Below are 16,510 nucleotides of genomic sequence, written 5' to 3'. Positions count from 1 at the left end.
TTAGAATTTGAAGTGTGAGAAAGCTTTGTTTGCTTCCGCCATTTTGTGAGTATCAGTTTTCTTTTTGAAAGCTGCACCTTCTTCTCTTGAAGCAGCTACAACTTCGTTAGCTAATTTCAAAGCCATAGACTTATCATTTCTAGCTTTAGAATATTTGATTAACCATTTCATTGCCATAGAAATTTTTCTATCCGCTCTGATTGGCATTGGGATCTGGAAGTTAGCTCCACCTACTCTTCTGGAACGTACTTCTACGTGAGGCATAACGTTCGTTAATGCATCTTTCCAGATTTCAAGAGCTGTTTTTTCAGAATCTCCTTTTTTAGTTTCTACGATATCCAACGCATCATAGAAAATTTTGAATGCGATTGACTTTTTACCGTCAAGCATTAAGTTATTAACGAATCTCGTTACCAATTGATCATTAAACTTCGGATCTGGTAACAACGGTCTTTTTTTCGCTTTTGTCTTTCTCATTGTTTCTGTACCTTATTTAATGATTACTTTTTCTTTCCTTTTGCTGGTGCAGCTGGTGCTTGTCCTGGTTTAGGTCTCTTAGCTCCATACTTCGATCTTCTCTGTGTTCTTCCATTTACACCTGCAGTGTCTAATGCACCTCTTACGATGTGGTAACGTACTCCCGGTAGGTCTTTCACCCTTCCGCCTCTTACCAATACTATCGAGTGCTCTTGAAGATTATGTCCTTCGCCCGGGATGTAGGCGTTAACTTCTTTACCGTTAGAAAGTCTTACCCTTGCAACTTTTCTTAGTGCAGAGTTCGGTTTCTTCGGTGTAGTAGTATATACTCTCGTACATACACCACGTCTTTGTGGACAAGAATCAAGGGCAGCCGATTTGCTCTTCTTGGCAAGCGTGGCTCTTCCTTTTCTTACTAATTGTTGAATAGTAGGCATTTAATTGCTTTTTATTTTAGGGTGCAAAAATAATAATATTTTTTTAATTAACAAGCAGTTATACAGAAATAATATTTTTATTTAAAAATTAATTAACAGATACTTACGGTTTAATCCACGATTGTGACTTGTACGTTTCGGTTCCACTTAAAATTCCTTACATGCTGTTTAAGTTTATCAAGATTATTTTTATTAATGGAATAGATCGATACTTTATCTCTTGCTACCGTAATGGGATTATTTATTTTCAGTTCCGCTACTTTTTTCCAGTTTTCAGGGATGTGATTCTGCAGCCAGGCTTCATAAATTATGGCAATATCGTAATCGTTAGTAATTGTATATTGAGTAAGAAAGCCCTGAAACTGTTTATCTGCCTGTCTTTTATTTTCATTAAAAACGATTGTTTCTTTTGATCCTAAACCTGCCATATCCAACAAATGAATATTTGTAAAATAAGTAATCGCTCCAATGTCGTTAGCGACAATTTTTGACTCGTTATAATAAGAGTGAAGAAATCTTGCAGACTGAATTTGCTGTTCATAAATATTTTTACCGCCGTCAATCAGCATTTTGTGAGCGAAGGAAAATTTATATACCAATAAAAAAATATTTGCCAAGACCAATCCTGAAATTATCAATTCCTTTTTAATGTAGGTTCTGAAATGCTCAAACAAGCCTTTCAGTTTAGGAATCAAAGCCATAGAAAAACCCGTAAGAATATAAGCTTCATACCTGAACATCCCTTTAAGATCCGCAAACATGGAATGACAGACCATCAGTAAAGAAATAACAATCAGTAAAAAATGATCTTTAATTATCAGCTGAAAATTCTTTGTTCTAAAATCTCTGATAATGAAAATCAAACACATCATAATCGGAAAGAATCCAATTTTATAAAAGCTGATATTCAGTAAAAAATTATCCAAAAAAACAGTTTTCAGCTGATGTGGAAAATGAGAGTCAAAAGTAAACTTCGTTCCTTTTACAATTACTGAATTCGGGAATAAATAGCCATCATGCTGATAATTAAAATAACAAAACACTACAATCGGGATAAAACCTATTAGCAAAATCCCAAAAGCATCCTTCCATTTTTTAATTAAAAGAAACAGAAAAGCAAGAATCACAAAATAAAACATGCTTTCAAAACGCACCAACCCCATCAATAATAAGGTGAGGTAAAATCCAAAAACAGAATATCTGCTTTTAAGATTTGAAAGACATAAAATATTTACCACAAATAAAAAAACATGAAAAACATGCTCCATTCCAGATAAAACTTGTATATGCAATACAGAAAAGAAAAGGGTAAAAAGCACTGAAAGCACGATATTTTTTGCCATATTGAAAACGCCCGAAAAATACCTATTGAGAAAATAAACCGTTCCGACTCCAAAAAAAATATTTACCCAAAGCGAAAGGAGATCGTTATTTCCGGAAACTTTTATCAGAGCACTTAAAACATAGGTAAATAAAGGAGAAGAAGACGTAGAGGAAAATTTATATTTCGTAACACCCCAGACATCATATAATGCCAAATTTTTAGCCATTGCCAAATGGATATATGCATCGTCTATCAAATATATATAATGTCCGTCAGTCTTCGATAAGGATATCAAAAAATAACCTATACAGACAGCAGCAAAAAACAGAAGAGAGAGGATAAAACTTTTCAAATTAACTTTTGATGAAGCTTGCATATTTAAATTCATTCTAAAAATATCAAAGATAAGTATCATCAATCACGAAACCGCATTTTCGGCACAATATTTACTTAATTTTGTTTCAGAAAAATAAACTACAATATAGATATGAAAAACGCTAACATTATCGGTCTTAAAGAAACCGACTGCAAAAAGATTTCAGAAAAATTAAATATTCTTTTAGCTAACTATTCCGTATTTTATCAGAATACAAGAGGTTCTCACTGGAACATTAAAGGAGATCAGTTTTTTACGCTTCACCCTAAATTCGAGGAACTATACAACAGTCTTGTTCTAAAGATTGATGAAATTGCAGAAAGAATTTTAACATTGGGCGCTACACCGGCTCACAATTATTCAGATTACCTGAAAGTATCAACCATAAAGGAAAGTGTGGAAGTAAGCGATGCTACCAAAAGTGTTGAAAACATTTTAAATTCATTCAAAGTGGTAATTGATCTTCAGAGAGAACTTTTAGACATTACTGATGCAGCCGGAGACGAAGGAACAAACTCCCAAATGAGCGACTACATTACAGAACAGGAAAAAGAAGTATGGATGTACAACTCTTATCTTGGAAAGTAAAGAAAGAAAAAATATCCGGAAAATTTAAAAAAATCACCTTACATTTAGGTGATTTTATTTTTAATAACTATATTTGCGTATAAATTACACAATTATGCACAACGTACGATTAAACTCCATTTTAGATAACGACTTTTATAAAATAACGATGCAGAATGCGGTAGTAAAATTATTCCCAAGTTCTGTGGTAAAATATGAATTCATCAACCGTGGAAAACATCAGTTTCCGGAAGGCTTTGACGCTGCTTTAAGAGAAGCGGTTAATAAAATGGCAGAACTGAAGCTGACGAAAGACGAAAAAAAGTTCATGGCAAGAACCTGCCCTTATATTGATCTTCCATATTTAGATTTTCTGGAAGGTTATCATTATGATCCTTCCGAAGTTAAAATTCATCAGGAAGGAAACGATCTTTCCGTAACCGTTGAAGGACTATGGTACAGAACGATACTTTGGGAAGTCCCATTATTAGCTCTTATCAGCGAGCTTCACTACGAAATGAACCACTTGGAAAGAGACTCCAATGAAGTGGTGATGAACAAAACACTGGAAAAAGCTGAAACACTGGCAAAACTGGGCGTTAATTTCGCGGAATTCGGAACCCGAAGAAGACACTCTCATAAAGTTCAGAATCTGGTTATGGAAGCTTTAACACAAAAAAAGGATTCTACATTCATCGGTTCTTCCAATGTGCATTTCGCGATGAAGTATGGTGTAAAACCTATCGGAACCCACGCTCACGAATGGTTTATGTTCCATGCTGCGGAATATGGTTTCAAAATGGCAAACGAACTGGCTCTGGAACATTGGGTAGATGTTTACCGTGGAGATTTGGGAGTTGCTCTTTCAGACACCTACACAACAGATGTTTTCTTCCAGCAGTTTGATAAAAAGTTTGCGAAACTTTTCGACGGTGTTCGTCACGACAGCGGCGATCCTCTGGAATTCGCAGATAAAACCATTGCTCATTATGAAAGACATGGCATTAATCCGCTATTCAAATATATTATTTTTTCAGATGGTTTAAATCTTGAGAAAGTAGAAGAAATCACCAATTACTGCAAAGGAAAGATCGGAGTTTCTTTCGGAATAGGAACCAATCTTACCAATGATGTCGGCTTAAAACCTATGAATATCGTCATGAAACTTATCGGCGTTCAGGCTCCGAACAAAGAATGGATTCCAACTGTAAAATTATCTGATGAACACGGAAAATATACCGGAGATCCTAAAATGATTGAACTGGCTAAAGAATTTTTAAGAATAAAAGAGTAAAACAGAAATGATGAAAAAAATTATCTTATCAGCTTCTATTTTTGCAACAGCATTTTCATTTGCTCAGAAGACGATAGAAAAACCGAAGTTCAACGAAAAATTGGCTACAGAACTGGGAGCCGATAAATACGGAATGAAGCCGTACGTGATCGTAATGCTGACAACAGGAACTACAAAAATTGAAGACAAGACAAAAATGGCTGAGTTAATGAAAGAACATTTAGCCAATATCGGAAAACTTGCTAAAGAAGGAAAAGTTGTAGTGGCAGGTCCGTTTACCTCAGATAACAAACAAAATTTTGAAGGAATGTTCATCTTCAATACAAAATCCAAAGAAGAAGCAGAATCATGGGTAAAAACAGATCCCGCTGTAAAAGCAGGAGTCTTCGGATATGAAATCTTGCCATGGTACGGATCGGCAGCTTTACCATTGTACCTGAAGCACCATGAGGAAATTGCGAAAGAAAATCCTTAATTACTCAGGTCAATGAGAAAACTATCTTATGTTTTATTGTTACTATCATTAATCAACTGCAAGAATAAATCTTCCGTATTTGAAGTAAAAATAAATCATGTTTCAAAAAATATTATTGATGAACTGAAGCATTTAAAAGAAGAGGAAACCAACTTTTCCGGATTACTTTATAAGGATGAAAAATACGAAGTGTGGAAAAGCTGCTCTGGTGAATGGGGAGGAACTGTTTATTTTAAAAACCTGCAAAATGAAATCGTTCATTATGCAGTAGCAACCTGTCCCGTTTCTGTAAATAAAATAAACGGAAAATATTACGTTTCGAATTCTTTAGCCCATATGCGGGGATTTTCAAAGATTCTTGAAATTGCAGATCCTGAAAAAATGGAAACTACAAAGAAAATTCCGGTTTATCATCCTGATATTATAACTCGGGAATATGAATCAGAATCAACGTTAGGAACAAAAAAAATTCTTGATTCAACCAGAGTTCTCATTATATCAAGTTTCGTTTATAATAAAAAGCTGTATTCAATAATTTCAGGTATTGACGGAAAAAAAACAACCATTTCAGAATTAAAAAACAACCGGTTTGAAACAGTTTCTGAACTTCCCGAAAAGATTTTTTATTCAGAACCCATTATTGTTAAAAAAGCAGACAACCATCTCAAATTATATTTCCAACATCCCCAAAAAGGAATTTTGGAAATAAGAGACAATAAGATTCAATTAACTTACTATGAAAAATAAAACAGGCTGTCAGAATTCTGACAGCCTGTTTTTTCTAATAATCAATGCAAATGTAAGGTTTACGAGCAAGTACACAACAATAAGGATTACTGCAGAAGGTATAACCCGGATTACAAACTCCGTATTCTAAAGGAACTTGGCAGTTTTCATAAGCGCCACCTGCAATTGCTTTCAGCTCTTTTCTGTTTAAAGACTTTAAATTTTTCATAGTATTTTGTTTAATTTGCTCCTACTCTTAAGATTTTCGGACACCTCTATAATAATTCCTTTTATGGAGATTTAAATATACAAAATATTTTTACACAAAAATTTACGCAAGGTTTTCTTATCTTTATAAAAAACAAAACCTCATGAAAACCATAGAAGAAGTCCTGAAAAAATTAGACGCAATCATCATCTGGGCGAAAGAAAACCAAAGTCCGGTCGGATATTTTGCCTGTACTTACAGAATTATGACAGCGCAGGTTTTGAAAGGAATTCAGCAGAAAAAATTTGAAGACAATCCGAGAATGACTGTACTGGATATCGCTTTTGCCACACGTTATCTTGAAGCGTGGGAAGCTTATTCGAAAGGACAAAAATGCACCAATTCCTGGTTTATCGCTTTTGAAGCCGCAAAAAACAAAAATCTGCTCATCTTACAGCACATTTTCTTAGGCATGAATGCACACATCAATCTCGATTTAGGAATTTCCGCTGCTTCCATTATGCCTTATCGAAAAATCAATCCGCTGAAAAAAGATTTTGAAAACATCAACAATGTGATTGCCTCCATTAATCAAAAAGTTCAGGATTCTCTAAATAAAATATGCTATCCTGTAGAATTGATTGATAAGCTTTCGAACGGAAAAGATAACGTTATTTTGGACTTTGCCATTTCAAAAGCAAGAGATACTTCATGGGCAACTGCCGTTATCGCGTCAAATACGCCAAATTTCCTACGCGAGAACGTGATCGGAATTGTTGATTATGCTGCAGCAAAAGTTGCCACCCAAATTTTGAATCCTAAAATTTTAACACATTCCTTATTAAAGGAATTGAAAAAATGTGAAAGCAATGACGTGGTAAAAAACATAGAAATTCTGGCCTCCACCAAAAATGTTTAAGTTTCTTATGTAACCTTACAATTAATTTAATCCGACCCCAAATAAGACTCTTAGTTTTTACCAAGCTTTTTCATCAAAATAGCTTCCATCTTTTCGTAGCCTTTTGCCGTAGGATGAATTTCATCTTCGGTATAAATTTTATCAAGTCCGTTTCGGGAATCTTTCATTTCGGAATGATAATCCACGTACGGAATATTGTTCTTTTTCGCATACGCTTCGATCATTGTATTCAGGGCAATTACTTTTTCCGCAGGATGCATATCTTTTCTCCAGCCGAAATCGTATGCAGGAAGCACCGAACAAAGCACCACTTTTATATTATTTGCTTTTGCGAGCTCCACCATCGAAACAATATTTCCGAAAACTTTATTCAGAGAAATCGGCCCCTGATTTTCGGCAATATCATTGGTTCCGGCAAGAATAATTACGCGTTTGGGTTTTAGATTGATAACATCTTCACGGAATCTTAAAAGCATCTGCGAAGTTACCTGTCCGCTGATCCCTCTTCCGACAAAATTATTTTTTGTAAAAAATGATGGATCTGTGGAAAACCAGCCTTCCGTAATAGAATCTCCCATAAAAACAGAATTTGGAGCCGTTTTTTTGGCTACAACTTCCTGATTTTGCTTTTCGTATTTTGTATAATTGGCAAAATCCTGTGCGGAAAACAAGGCTGAAAACATAACGGCCGTAATGCTTAAGAATTTCATGAAACTTATTTTTGATTTGAAAATATGAAATAACGGAAAACAAATTGATCCTGCAAATATCTTTTCCGAAAAACTAACATTTTTAGATGATTCATTTTTAAACCACAAAGTCATAAAAGATGTTTAATTTTTTATTCTGTTGAAAGTTTTGAATATCGTAATAACAGTATTATGATGATCTTTTGCAACTTTTGCGGCTAAAAATTAATTCCTAAAATAAAACTTACGGTTTTCCATAAAAGAAATCAATTTTCCTTTTTGTAATTTTGAAAAATGGAGATGACATATTTAATTATAGGATTTATAGCCGGAGGAATTCTTGGTGCGGTTATTTTATATTTCGCCCAGAAATCTTCTACCGTTTCGAGGAATTCTTACGATGAACTCAATAATTTACACATTAAAAACAGTTCCGATTTAGAAAATTCCAATCAGAAAATTCAGGAATTAACACAAAATATCAGCAGAGAAAAAGAAATCAATGCACAGCAGAGCGACCTTCTGAATGATCTGAAAAATGAATTTGCCAAAATTTCCGCGGAACACGCTTCTTTAAACACACAGTTTTCCGAACAGAAAGAATTTAGCACTAAACAGAATCTTCAGATCGAAAATCTTTTAACAGAAAAACAGACTTTGTTTGCAAAAAACTCAGAGCTTTCAGCAATTAACGAAAGCTTACAGAAATCTTTGCAGACGCAGAAAGAAGAGATCACAAAAATTCAGGAAGAATCTAAATTGCAGTTCGAAAATTTAGCCAATAAAATCCTTGAAGAAAAGACAGAAAAATTCACCACCTTAAATCAAAACAACCTTAAAACCATCCTTGAACCATTTCAGGAAAGAATCGTGGAATTGAAAAACCGCGTGAACGAAGCCTACGAAAAGGAAAACAAAGAGCGTTTTTCTCTTGCCGAAAAAGTAAAGGAATTAGCAGAACTGAATCAGCAGATTTCTGAAGATGCGAAAAAACTGACGAGAGCTCTGAAAGGCGAAAGCAAAACGCAGGGAAACTGGGGAGAAATGATCCTCGAAAGCATTCTTGAAAAATCCGGACTTGTAAAAGGTAGAGAATATTTCCTTGAACATGAACTTCGTGATGAAGACAACAAAGCATTGTTCTCAGAATTTTCCGGCAAAAAAATGCGCCCCGATGCCGTTATAAAATATCCCGATGAAAGAAATGTTATCATCGATTCCAAAGTTTCGCTCACGGCTTTTACAGAACTGGTAGACGAAACCGATCAGGATGTTTATCTGATGAAACTCAATCAGCATTTATCTTCCATAAAAAATCACATTACGCAGCTTAGTCAAAAAGCATATGATGATTACGGAAAATCTCTGGATTTCGTGATGATGTTTATTCCGAGTGAACCGGCTTATATTGCAGCAATGCAGGCAGACCAGAATCTTTGGAATTTTGCCTACGAAAGAAGAGTTCTGCTTTTAAATCCAAGCAATCTGATTACTTCTTTAAAACTGATTGCCGATCTCTGGAAACGCGAATACCAGAACAGAAATTCTATGGAAATTGCGGAAAGAGGGGCAAAACTGTATGATAAATTCGTAGGTTTCATCGAAAATCTGGAAAAAGTAGGAAAAAATCTGGATCAGGCGAAAAATGTTTATAATGATGCTTACAAACAGCTTTCAACAGGAAATGACAATTTGGTGATCCAAACCCAAAAGCTGAAATCTTTGGGAATAAAAAATAAGAAAGACCTTCCGCAGAGTCTGGTAGAAAACTCTCAGACTGCACTGGAAAATTTAGAAGAATAAAATTTACAACCTCAGATCAGCTCTGAGGTTTTTTTATTTAACTGCAAATTTTAACTAATTTTGCAGGATGTTAATAGAAAGCTTTCAGAACGAAAAAGTAAAATACGTTACCAAACTTCTTACTGATAATAGATTCCGTAAAAAATTAGATGTTTTTGTGGTGGAAGGACAGCAGGAAAACGACCGCGCTCAGAAATATCATTTTGAACCGGTGGAATTTTTTATCTGTGAAACTATTTTTCAGAAAGAAGTTCCCAAAGGAAAAATTCATCTCGTCAGCGAAAAAGTATACGAAAAAATCGCCTATCGCGGAACTTCAGAAGGAATTATCGGGGTTTATAAAACAAAAGAAGCCGATTTATCTTCGTTTAAACCAAAGGAAGATTCTACGATCATTATTGTAGAAGGTGTTGAAAAACCGGGAAATCTGGGGGCTATTTTGCGCAGTTGTGAAGCTTTCGGTATTGATGCATTAATTGTTTCAGACGGAAAAACCGATTTTTATAACCCGAATGTAATCCGCTCAAGTGTAGGCTGCTTATTCGGAATGGAAGTTTTTCAGGCAGAAAATCAGGAAACGTTTGAATTTCTTCAGAAAAATAATTTCAATATTTACACAACGATCATGGATGAAACTGCCGAAGATCTTTACAAAAGAGATTTTAAGCAGAAATCTGCCGTTCTATTCGGGACAGAACATTCGGGATTAAGTAATTTCTGGATCGGGAAAGGAAAAAATACACTAATTCCGATGGCAGGAAGCATTGATTCTTTAAACCTGAGCAATGCTGTTGCTATTACGTGTTACGAAACACTGAAGCAGAAGAAGGGGTAATTTGGTTGTTGGAGATTGGTGATGGTTCATCGTTGATCGCTAACAAACCAACAATTACTAAACATATAAGCATAAAAAAACCGTTCCACTGAGTGAAACGGTTCTTTTATTTTTAAGCTTAGATTATTTCTTAGCAGCTTCTTCTTTCTTAGCTTCAGCTTTGATTTCTTCTTTAGCAACTTTAGCGTCAGCTTTAACTGAATCTTTAGCAGCATCAGCAGCAACAGTTACTGAATCTTTAGCAGCGTTAGCTGTAGAATCGATAGCTGTAGTAGCAGAATCTGTAGCAGCAGCAACTGAATCTGTAGAAGCTTCAGTAGTGTTAGCTTCAGTTTTTTTACAAGCAACTAGAGAGATTGCAGCGATAGCAGCTACGAATAATGACTTTTTCATAATAAATTAAATTTAATTTTGTTAATATTGTTTTATAAAATCTTTTTCTGTTCTGTTATTTGAACAAGACAAAGGTATAGCAGATAGAAAATTTGTTTAGGAAAAATAATTGTAATACCTTTGTAAAATAGTTTTACAAAATAACATTACTGATAATCAATAATTTAATCATTTTAAAATAAATTGACGGACTTAGATCTATTACATTTTGAGCAGCTAAAAAAGGATGTCCAGGCTCAATATCTGAAAGAATACACTCCTTCCTATGACGATATTTCGAAATGGAAGGGTATCGACATCATTTATTTTCAGGAAGATCTCAGAAAAAAGGCAAAAGGGAATATCAGCGAAAAATCTTTTTATACCTATTTTAAGAATTCGCCGGTTACCAAACTGCCAAGAATCGATATGCTGAATTTACTCAGTATTTATGCAGGTTACGACTCATGGTATGAATTCAAAAAACAGCATCTTTTTGCAGGTGAATTGCTGCAGGATGATGAAGATTTAAAAGACAATGAACTTAAAGAACTGGAAAAAACAGTTTCTGCATCACTCGATTTGCCAAAAGATGACGATTTACCTAAAAAACAGGAATTTAAAACCCCTGAAAACTCCGATTTACAAAAATCAATACTTGAAAATCAATTAATTAATAAAAATTCAGAGACTGAAAAAATTTCCTTAGCAGAAGCTGAAAAACCCAAGAAAAATTTCTTCAAAAAGAATGTTTGGGCAATTGTTACCACTATTTTAGTAATTCTTACAGGACTTTTAGGATTTAAAGATGCGATCTTTCAAAAAACTTATGTGTACTGTTTTACGGATGCCGACAGAAATTTAAGTATTCAGCGTGAAATAGAAATCAAAGTGATCAAGGAAAACGAATCTCCCATTCTTTACAGGATAAAACCCGGAGAATGTTTCAGATATGCCACAAAAGATAAAAATCTTAAAATGCAGATCAGTTCTCCGTTTTATGAATATCTGGAAGTGAACCGAAATTTGGAAAATGCCCCTGAAGAAGAAACCATCGAACTTAAACCTGATGATTATAAGATGGCGCTTTATTATTTTTCCACAAAGGATGTAAAAGGCGGAAATTCTGAGGAGCAGAATGATCTTATCACCCAGAAAAGAAGACAACTGGAAAACCGAATCAGCAATAACGCCGTGATCACTCAGGTTTACGACAGTGATATTTACGGACTTGAAACCTTGGATAAGGAAGATTACATCACTTTAGTCACCACACCTACAACATCACTTAAAAACCTTAATGTTATCGAAATGAAGACGGATAACAAAGGGAAAATCGTATCTATTAAATTTAAAATCTCAGCCAATGAAAACAATAAATAACTTTTTGTTTTTTATCATATTAATAGGATTCACCATGACTTCGTGCGTTAAAAAAGAAGAAAACGGAGGACAGAGTGATCTGGAAAAGCTAAGAAACACGAATAACAAAACGGTAAAAATGGACAGTACTCAGGCTATCAATTCCATTACTTCACAAAAAGTACAGGATGTGCTGGATTTGTCTACGTTATATCTTTCCGGACAGAGAAATACGGAAATTGATACGGCAATTTACTCTAAAATAGAAAAGTATTTCCAGAAGTCCGATTCTACTACCTTTAAGGATCTTTTTAAAGAACTTGAAAGCCTGAATGTAAAAAAAGTACGCGTAAGCAATCTGAATGTTTTCCAGAAAATTAAGGAAAAGGACACGCTGAATTTTGCAAAATTCAATGTGGAATATTTTGGAGATAAAAATAAATCGTTGGGAAATTTTGAACGGAATGCACAATACACTTTGGTATCAAAACCGGCTCAGAAAAGCAAGGAATTTAAATTTTACTTTGTGAAATTTTACTCTGATGCTCCTGAAAAAGACAGTACATCATCGGGTGTCACCAAATAGTCGAGCGGAATATCATTTTCCCAGACATCATCGATATTTTCTTCGGGGTTAAAATAATTAACTCCGATTTTTTTTGTCTCTACCGATACTTTTTCAAAAAAACCATCGTAGAAACCTTTGCCGTAACCTACTCTATTTCCTTGTCTGTCGCAATATAAAAGGGGCGTAACTACAAAATCATAATCCAGAATACCTGAATCTTCATCAGAAACAGGTTCGGAAATTCCCCAGTTATTCAACTCAAATTTAGAATCTGTAAAAATTTCTACCGAAATCAGTCTTGTATCGACAATTTTAGGGACAAAAACACGGATCTTTCTGCTTAAAAAGTAGCTGACGAAAATCTGGGTATTTACTTCCCTAAACTTCTCAATCGGAATAAAAATATGGATTTTCTGGTTTTGAGAAGGTTTGAAATATTCAATGAAATTTTTAAAAATCTTTTCAGATAACAAGAAAGCCTCATCAATCGACAAGGCTTTTCTTTTTTGCATATATTTTTTTCTTAATTCTGCTTTTAACATATCGATTATGCGTTTTCAGAATCAAGGATTTTGTACAATTTATCAGACAGACGAACTCTGAAAGGCAGTTCAAAAGTAATCTGATCTCCTGCTTTTGCTGTGTCGCTGAAAGCTCCGTTCACAAAAATCTGAGAGATGGTTATTTCCTGATCTCCTGTTGTGGGTCCGGAAATTAATACTTTATCTCCTACTGCAAGTTCATTGTTTTCAATTAAAAACTGAGCAATCTTAGATTTTGAATAATAATGCTCCGCTTTTCCGATTAATGTCTTTTTAACTTTTATTTTCTGGCGTATATCTTTTGTTTCAGCTTTTGCTAAAGGCTTGTCCGGCAGATCTCCGGATTTTTTGAATTTCAAAGCTTCAGATTTTCCTTTTCTGAATACTTTATTTCCTACCTGAAGACCCTTTCTTTTAGCAACCTGCTCTTCCCAAGGCAAATGAATGGTTTCCTGACATTCTGTCGAACAGCAGTTTTCCATCGCTGCTTTACATTCATCACACTGGATAAACAGTAAATGACACGCATCGTTCGCACAGTTCGTATGATTGTCACACGGTTTTCCGCACTGGTGGCATTGCGCAATAATGTCGTCGGTAATTCTTTCGCCTAATCTGTGGTCGAATACAAAGTTTTTACCGATAAACTTGCTTTCTATTCCTTCTTCTTTTATCTGACGGGTGTATTCTATAATTCCGCCTTCCAATTGAAATACATTTTTGAAACCCTGATGTTTGAAGTAAGCACTTGCCTTTTCGCAACGGATTCCTCCGGTACAGTACATCAAAAGGTTTTTATCTTCTTTGAAATCCTGTAGCTGCTCGTTAATAATCGGCAGACTTTCTCTGAAGTTTTCCACATCCGGAGTAATTGCTCCTTCAAAATGCCCGACTTCACTTTCGTAGTGATTTCTGAAATCTACGACAATGGTGTTCGGATCTTCAAGCAAACTGTTAAATTCTTTTGCTCTTAAATGAACGCCTTTATTGGTAACATCAAAAGTCTCATCGTTCAGACCATCGGCTACGATTTTGTTTCTGACTTTGATGGTTAATTTCAAAAAGGAATGATTGTCCTGCTCCACTGCTACATTCAGACGAATGCCTTTCATGAAATCGTATGCTTCAAGAGTCTCGCGAAATGCCTCAAAGTTGTCGGCAGGAACGCTCATCTGAGCGTTAATTCCTTCATGCGCCACATAGATACGGCCAAGTGCATCCAGTGCATTCCAGGCTATAAATAAATCGTCGCGAAATTTTTTGGGATCTTCAATTTTGGCATACGCATAGAAAGATAGGGTAAGGCGCTCTTTTCCGGCCTCATCAATTAGTCGAGCTCTTTCTTCTGCGCTTAAGGTGTTGTACAGTTGCATGCTATAAACGTTTTAAGTGAGAAAATTTTTGCAAAGATAATTATTTTCAGATTAATGAAAAATATAAGATTTATCAGGTATACATTCAGATTGGTACTCTTTTGGCTTCATCATCATCAGTCTGATTTAACTTTATGACAATACAAACATCAATATGCCATAATGTCATTAAGATTTTTTTAAGGTTCGTTAATTGAGATTTTAAAATTTATGGGATAATGTATAAATTATTGCAATTGCTGTTAAATTTTAGTTAAAAATGAAACATTACGCACCAATTGCATACCTATTTAGCATTAAATTTGTTTACAGTAAAATGAAAAAATTAACATCAATAAATAACAAAGAAAGATATACAATGAAGAGTACTTTAAAAAAACTATTACCATTTGCAGTAGTAGGAGTAATTTCCGGTGCTACTACCGTTGGAGGATTACAATATCTTAATCACGATTCCAACAGCGCAGATCAATCATATTTTACAAAATCCTCTAATGTTTCCTTTGCAGGGATGAATTCTGCCGCAGTGGGGGACGATTTTGTAAAAGCTGCCAAAACGACAGTTCCGGCAGTGGTAACCATCAAAAATTATCAGTCCAGAACTTCAAGCAGGGCTTCGGAGCAGGATATGTTCGATTTCTTCTTCGGAGATCCGTTCGGAGGAAGAGGACAGCAGAGACAAAAGCAGCAGGTTCCGGATAATATGCCTTCAGGAATGGGATCGGGGGTAATTATTTCGCCGGACGGATACATCATTTCGAACAACCACGTTGTTGCAGGAGCCAATAAGTTAGAAGTGGTTTTAAGCAACAAAAAATCTTATATCGCCACTTTAGTAGGAACAGACCCGAATACAGATATTTCCCTTCTCAAAATTGAAGAAAAAGGATTGCCTTATTTAAATTTTGCGAATTCCGACAATATCGAAGTAGGACAATGGGTACTTGCCGTAGGAAATCCGCTTGGATTGAATTCTACCGTTACAGCAGGTATTGTTTCTGCAAAAGGCAGAGGAATCGGAATTTTAAGTTCACAGGGAAAAGCAGCCAATCCGATTGAAAGTTTCATTCAGACCGATGCAGCAATTAATCCGGGGAACTCCGGAGGAGCTTTGGTAAATACAAACGGAGATCTGATCGGGATTAACTCAGCGATTCAGTCTACAACAGGTTATTACCAGGGGTACGGATTTGCAGTTCCGGCAAACTTAGCAAGAAAGATTGTTGAAGACATCAAGAAATTCGGTATCGTACAGAGAGGATTCTTAGGGGTTACTTCTTTAGATCTTTCCGACGATCAGCTTGTTGCCGCTTACAATAAAGATAAAAAGACCAATTATAAATCCGGTTCAGGAGTTCTGGTAACAGGATTCGGAGAAAGCAGCGGTGCAGAAGATGCAGGATTAAAAGTAGGTGATATCATTACCCAGATTGATACAACGCCAATTACAGATTTTGCAGATCTTTCCATTGCCATCGGAAGCAAACGTCCGGGAGATAAAGTGACGGTAACTTACCAGAGAAACGGAAAACCTTCCACTACAACAGTTACGTTAAGAGATCAGAAAGGAGGAACTTCTACAAGAACCAAAGCGGATCTGAGCGTAACGGAAAAAATCGGAGCCGATTTCCAGAGTATTGATGATAAAACAAAAGCATACTATGGTCTGAACAGCGGAGTAATCGCCAAAAATGTAATTGAAGGCGGTGAAATGGCTAAAGCAGGAATCGTAGACGGATACATCATCACAGAGATCAACGGAAAACCTGTAAACTCTCAGAAAGACGTAGAAAACATTCTGAATAAGTTCAATGGCACTGCCCAGATCAAATATATGGATGACTACGGAAGAGGTTATCAGAGAGGATTTAAAATGCCTTAATAAAAAGAGCTAAACTTCACTTCATATCAAAAACCCGGCTGCCTCAAATGAGGCAGCCGAGTTTTTTTTAGTTTAATATTCAGAAACATCTTATTTAATTGAAAAAGAAATCCTGCAACTGAAATCAGCAAACGATCCTTCCGGAAAGCTTCCTGCACCCCTGCAACAGCTTTTCAGGAAACCGGGAAAGGATGTTTCACCCCTGCAGGAAGCTTTCCGGAAAGCGGGAAACCTTCCCGCACCCTAGTAAGAAACTTTCCGGAAACTGATACACAAACAAA

General features: G+C 35.5%; 18 protein-coding genes. 10 read left to right on the top strand and 8 right to left on the bottom strand.

The window, feature by feature from the left end:
* The 3 genes from rpsG to BW951_RS08675 all read right to left on the bottom strand — a co-directional run bounded on the left by rpsG (position 1) and on the right by BW951_RS08675 (position 2,494).
* Positions 1 to 477, bottom strand: a complete 477-nt coding sequence (gene rpsG / locus BW951_RS08685) for a 30S ribosomal protein S7 (RefSeq protein ID WP_050020592.1) — start codon at positions 475 to 477, stop codon at positions 1 to 3.
* Positions 478 to 500: 23 nt separating this feature from the next.
* Complete coding sequence (rpsL, locus tag BW951_RS08680; protein WP_027381287.1) at positions 501 to 914, bottom strand: 30S ribosomal protein S12; 414 nt, start codon at positions 912 to 914, stop codon at positions 501 to 503.
* A 110-nt stretch (positions 915 to 1,024) separates the two neighbouring features.
* Entirely contained in the window at positions 1,025 to 2,494 is a 1,470-nt protein-coding gene (locus BW951_RS08675; protein ID WP_139326133.1) for a hypothetical protein, read from the bottom strand.
* Positions 2,495 to 2,725: 231 nt separating this feature from the next.
* On the opposite strand from BW951_RS08675, the gene BW951_RS08670 reads away from it, so the two are divergent.
* The 4 genes from BW951_RS08670 to BW951_RS08655 all read left to right on the top strand — a co-directional run bounded on the left by BW951_RS08670 (position 2,726) and on the right by BW951_RS08655 (position 5,697).
* Positions 2,726 to 3,202: a Dps family protein gene (locus BW951_RS08670; RefSeq protein ID WP_076391832.1), complete on the top strand. Its 477-nt coding sequence runs from the start codon at positions 2,726 to 2,728 to the stop codon at positions 3,200 to 3,202.
* A 94-nt stretch (positions 3,203 to 3,296) separates the two neighbouring features.
* Complete coding sequence (gene pncB / locus BW951_RS08665) at positions 3,297 to 4,475, top strand: nicotinate phosphoribosyltransferase (protein ID WP_076391830.1); 1,179 nt, start codon at positions 3,297 to 3,299, stop codon at positions 4,473 to 4,475.
* A gap of 10 nt (positions 4,476 to 4,485) precedes the next feature.
* Complete coding sequence (locus BW951_RS08660) at positions 4,486 to 4,950, top strand: YciI family protein (protein ID WP_228427523.1); 465 nt, start codon at positions 4,486 to 4,488, stop codon at positions 4,948 to 4,950.
* Between the two features lie 12 nt (positions 4,951 to 4,962).
* Positions 4,963 to 5,697: a hypothetical protein gene (locus tag BW951_RS08655; RefSeq protein WP_076391826.1), complete on the top strand. Its 735-nt coding sequence runs from the start codon at positions 4,963 to 4,965 to the stop codon at positions 5,695 to 5,697.
* A gap of 34 nt (positions 5,698 to 5,731) precedes the next feature.
* Here BW951_RS08655 and BW951_RS22705 read toward each other — a convergent pair whose 3' ends face one another.
* Positions 5,732 to 5,905, bottom strand: a complete 174-nt coding sequence (locus tag BW951_RS22705; protein ID WP_157967225.1) for a bacteriocin-like protein — start codon at positions 5,903 to 5,905, stop codon at positions 5,732 to 5,734.
* A 142-nt stretch (positions 5,906 to 6,047) separates the two neighbouring features.
* On the opposite strand from BW951_RS22705, the gene BW951_RS08650 reads away from it, so the two are divergent.
* Positions 6,048 to 6,803 carry a DUF5995 family protein gene (locus tag BW951_RS08650; RefSeq protein ID WP_076391824.1) on the top strand — a complete coding sequence of 252 codons (756 nt, stop codon included), beginning with the start codon at positions 6,048 to 6,050 and terminating at the stop codon, positions 6,801 to 6,803.
* A gap of 50 nt (positions 6,804 to 6,853) precedes the next feature.
* Here BW951_RS08650 and BW951_RS08645 read toward each other — a convergent pair whose 3' ends face one another.
* A complete protein-coding gene (locus tag BW951_RS08645; RefSeq protein ID WP_076391822.1) occupies positions 6,854 to 7,513 on the bottom strand; it encodes an SGNH/GDSL hydrolase family protein in 660 nt (219 codons plus the stop codon).
* 273 nt (positions 7,514 to 7,786) lie between these two features.
* On the opposite strand from BW951_RS08645, the gene BW951_RS08640 reads away from it, so the two are divergent.
* On the top strand, positions 7,787 to 9,295 hold the full coding sequence (locus BW951_RS08640) for a DNA recombination protein RmuC (protein ID WP_420866227.1): 1,509 nt from the start codon (positions 7,787 to 7,789) through the stop codon (positions 9,293 to 9,295).
* A 67-nt stretch (positions 9,296 to 9,362) separates the two neighbouring features.
* Positions 9,363 to 10,130, top strand: coding sequence for a TrmH family RNA methyltransferase (locus BW951_RS08635; RefSeq protein WP_076391818.1), 768 nt, complete (start codon positions 9,363 to 9,365; stop codon positions 10,128 to 10,130).
* Between the two features lie 123 nt (positions 10,131 to 10,253).
* Here BW951_RS08635 and BW951_RS08630 read toward each other — a convergent pair whose 3' ends face one another.
* Positions 10,254 to 10,523, bottom strand: a complete 270-nt coding sequence (locus tag BW951_RS08630) for a hypothetical protein (RefSeq protein WP_076391816.1) — start codon at positions 10,521 to 10,523, stop codon at positions 10,254 to 10,256.
* Between the two features lie 183 nt (positions 10,524 to 10,706).
* Here BW951_RS08630 and BW951_RS08625 point away from each other — a divergent pair, with 183 nt between their 5' ends.
* Entirely contained in the window at positions 10,707 to 11,885 is a 1,179-nt protein-coding gene (locus BW951_RS08625; protein WP_076391814.1) for a hypothetical protein, read from the top strand.
* Complete coding sequence (locus tag BW951_RS08620) at positions 11,869 to 12,450, top strand: hypothetical protein (protein WP_076391812.1); 582 nt, start codon at positions 11,869 to 11,871, stop codon at positions 12,448 to 12,450. Before BW951_RS08625 ends, BW951_RS08620 begins: the two co-directional genes overlap by 17 nt.
* Here BW951_RS08620 and BW951_RS08615 read toward each other — a convergent pair.
* Together BW951_RS08615 and trhO are read right to left on the bottom strand one after the other, a co-directional pair.
* Entirely contained in the window at positions 12,399 to 12,974 is a 576-nt protein-coding gene (locus tag BW951_RS08615) for a 5-formyltetrahydrofolate cyclo-ligase (protein WP_076391810.1), read from the bottom strand. The two genes, BW951_RS08620 and BW951_RS08615, sit on opposite strands and share 52 nt — an antisense overlap.
* Positions 12,975 to 12,979: 5 nt before the next feature.
* Positions 12,980 to 14,347, bottom strand: coding sequence for an oxygen-dependent tRNA uridine(34) hydroxylase TrhO (gene trhO, locus BW951_RS08610; RefSeq protein ID WP_076391808.1), 1,368 nt, complete (start codon positions 14,345 to 14,347; stop codon positions 12,980 to 12,982).
* Between the two features lie 358 nt (positions 14,348 to 14,705).
* Between trhO and BW951_RS08605 the strand changes: the two genes are divergently transcribed.
* Complete coding sequence (locus tag BW951_RS08605; RefSeq protein WP_076391991.1) at positions 14,706 to 16,229, top strand: trypsin-like peptidase domain-containing protein; 1,524 nt, start codon at positions 14,706 to 14,708, stop codon at positions 16,227 to 16,229.
* Positions 16,230 to 16,510: the final 281 nt, after the last annotated feature.

It is taken from the genome of Chryseobacterium gambrini (assembly GCF_900156825.1).
In the GTDB taxonomy this organism is placed as follows: domain Bacteria; phylum Bacteroidota; class Bacteroidia; order Flavobacteriales; family Weeksellaceae; genus Chryseobacterium; species Chryseobacterium gambrini.
The sequence above is the reverse complement of the archived record's forward strand: the minus strand, read 5'-3'. Positions and strand labels throughout refer to the sequence as shown.

What these genes read in the sequence shown, in the direction of transcription:
- pncB (WP_076391830.1), top strand. Translation starts at nt 3,297, where the DNA reads ATGCACAACGTACGATTAAACTCCATTTTAGATAACGACTTTTATAAA.
- BW951_RS08620 (WP_076391812.1), top strand. Translation starts at nt 11,869, where the DNA reads ATGAAAACAATAAATAACTTTTTGTTTTTTATCATATTAATAGGATTC.
- trhO (WP_076391808.1), bottom strand. Translation starts at nt 14,347, where the DNA reads ATGCAACTGTACAACACCTTAAGCGCAGAAGAAAGAGCTCGACTAATT.
- BW951_RS08660 (WP_228427523.1), top strand. Translation starts at nt 4,486, where the DNA reads ATGAAAAAAATTATCTTATCAGCTTCTATTTTTGCAACAGCATTTTCA.
- rpsL (WP_027381287.1), bottom strand. Translation starts at nt 914, where the DNA reads ATGCCTACTATTCAACAATTAGTAAGAAAAGGAAGAGCCACGCTTGCC.
- BW951_RS08635 (WP_076391818.1), top strand. Translation starts at nt 9,363, where the DNA reads ATGTTAATAGAAAGCTTTCAGAACGAAAAAGTAAAATACGTTACCAAA.
- BW951_RS08650 (WP_076391824.1), top strand. Translation starts at nt 6,048, where the DNA reads ATGAAAACCATAGAAGAAGTCCTGAAAAAATTAGACGCAATCATCATC.
- BW951_RS22705 (WP_157967225.1), bottom strand. Translation starts at nt 5,905, where the DNA reads ATGAAAAATTTAAAGTCTTTAAACAGAAAAGAGCTGAAAGCAATTGCA.
- BW951_RS08655 (WP_076391826.1), top strand. Translation starts at nt 4,963, where the DNA reads ATGAGAAAACTATCTTATGTTTTATTGTTACTATCATTAATCAACTGC.
- BW951_RS08605 (WP_076391991.1), top strand. Translation starts at nt 14,706, where the DNA reads ATGAAGAGTACTTTAAAAAAACTATTACCATTTGCAGTAGTAGGAGTA.
- rpsG (WP_050020592.1), bottom strand. Translation starts at nt 477, where the DNA reads ATGAGAAAGACAAAAGCGAAAAAAAGACCGTTGTTACCAGATCCGAAG.
- BW951_RS08645 (WP_076391822.1), bottom strand. Translation starts at nt 7,513, where the DNA reads ATGAAATTCTTAAGCATTACGGCCGTTATGTTTTCAGCCTTGTTTTCC.
- BW951_RS08630 (WP_076391816.1), bottom strand. Translation starts at nt 10,523, where the DNA reads ATGAAAAAGTCATTATTCGTAGCTGCTATCGCTGCAATCTCTCTAGTT.
- BW951_RS08670 (WP_076391832.1), top strand. Translation starts at nt 2,726, where the DNA reads ATGAAAAACGCTAACATTATCGGTCTTAAAGAAACCGACTGCAAAAAG.
- BW951_RS08640 (WP_420866227.1), top strand. Translation starts at nt 7,787, where the DNA reads ATGGAGATGACATATTTAATTATAGGATTTATAGCCGGAGGAATTCTT.
- BW951_RS08615 (WP_076391810.1), bottom strand. Translation starts at nt 12,974, where the DNA reads ATGTTAAAAGCAGAATTAAGAAAAAAATATATGCAAAAAAGAAAAGCC.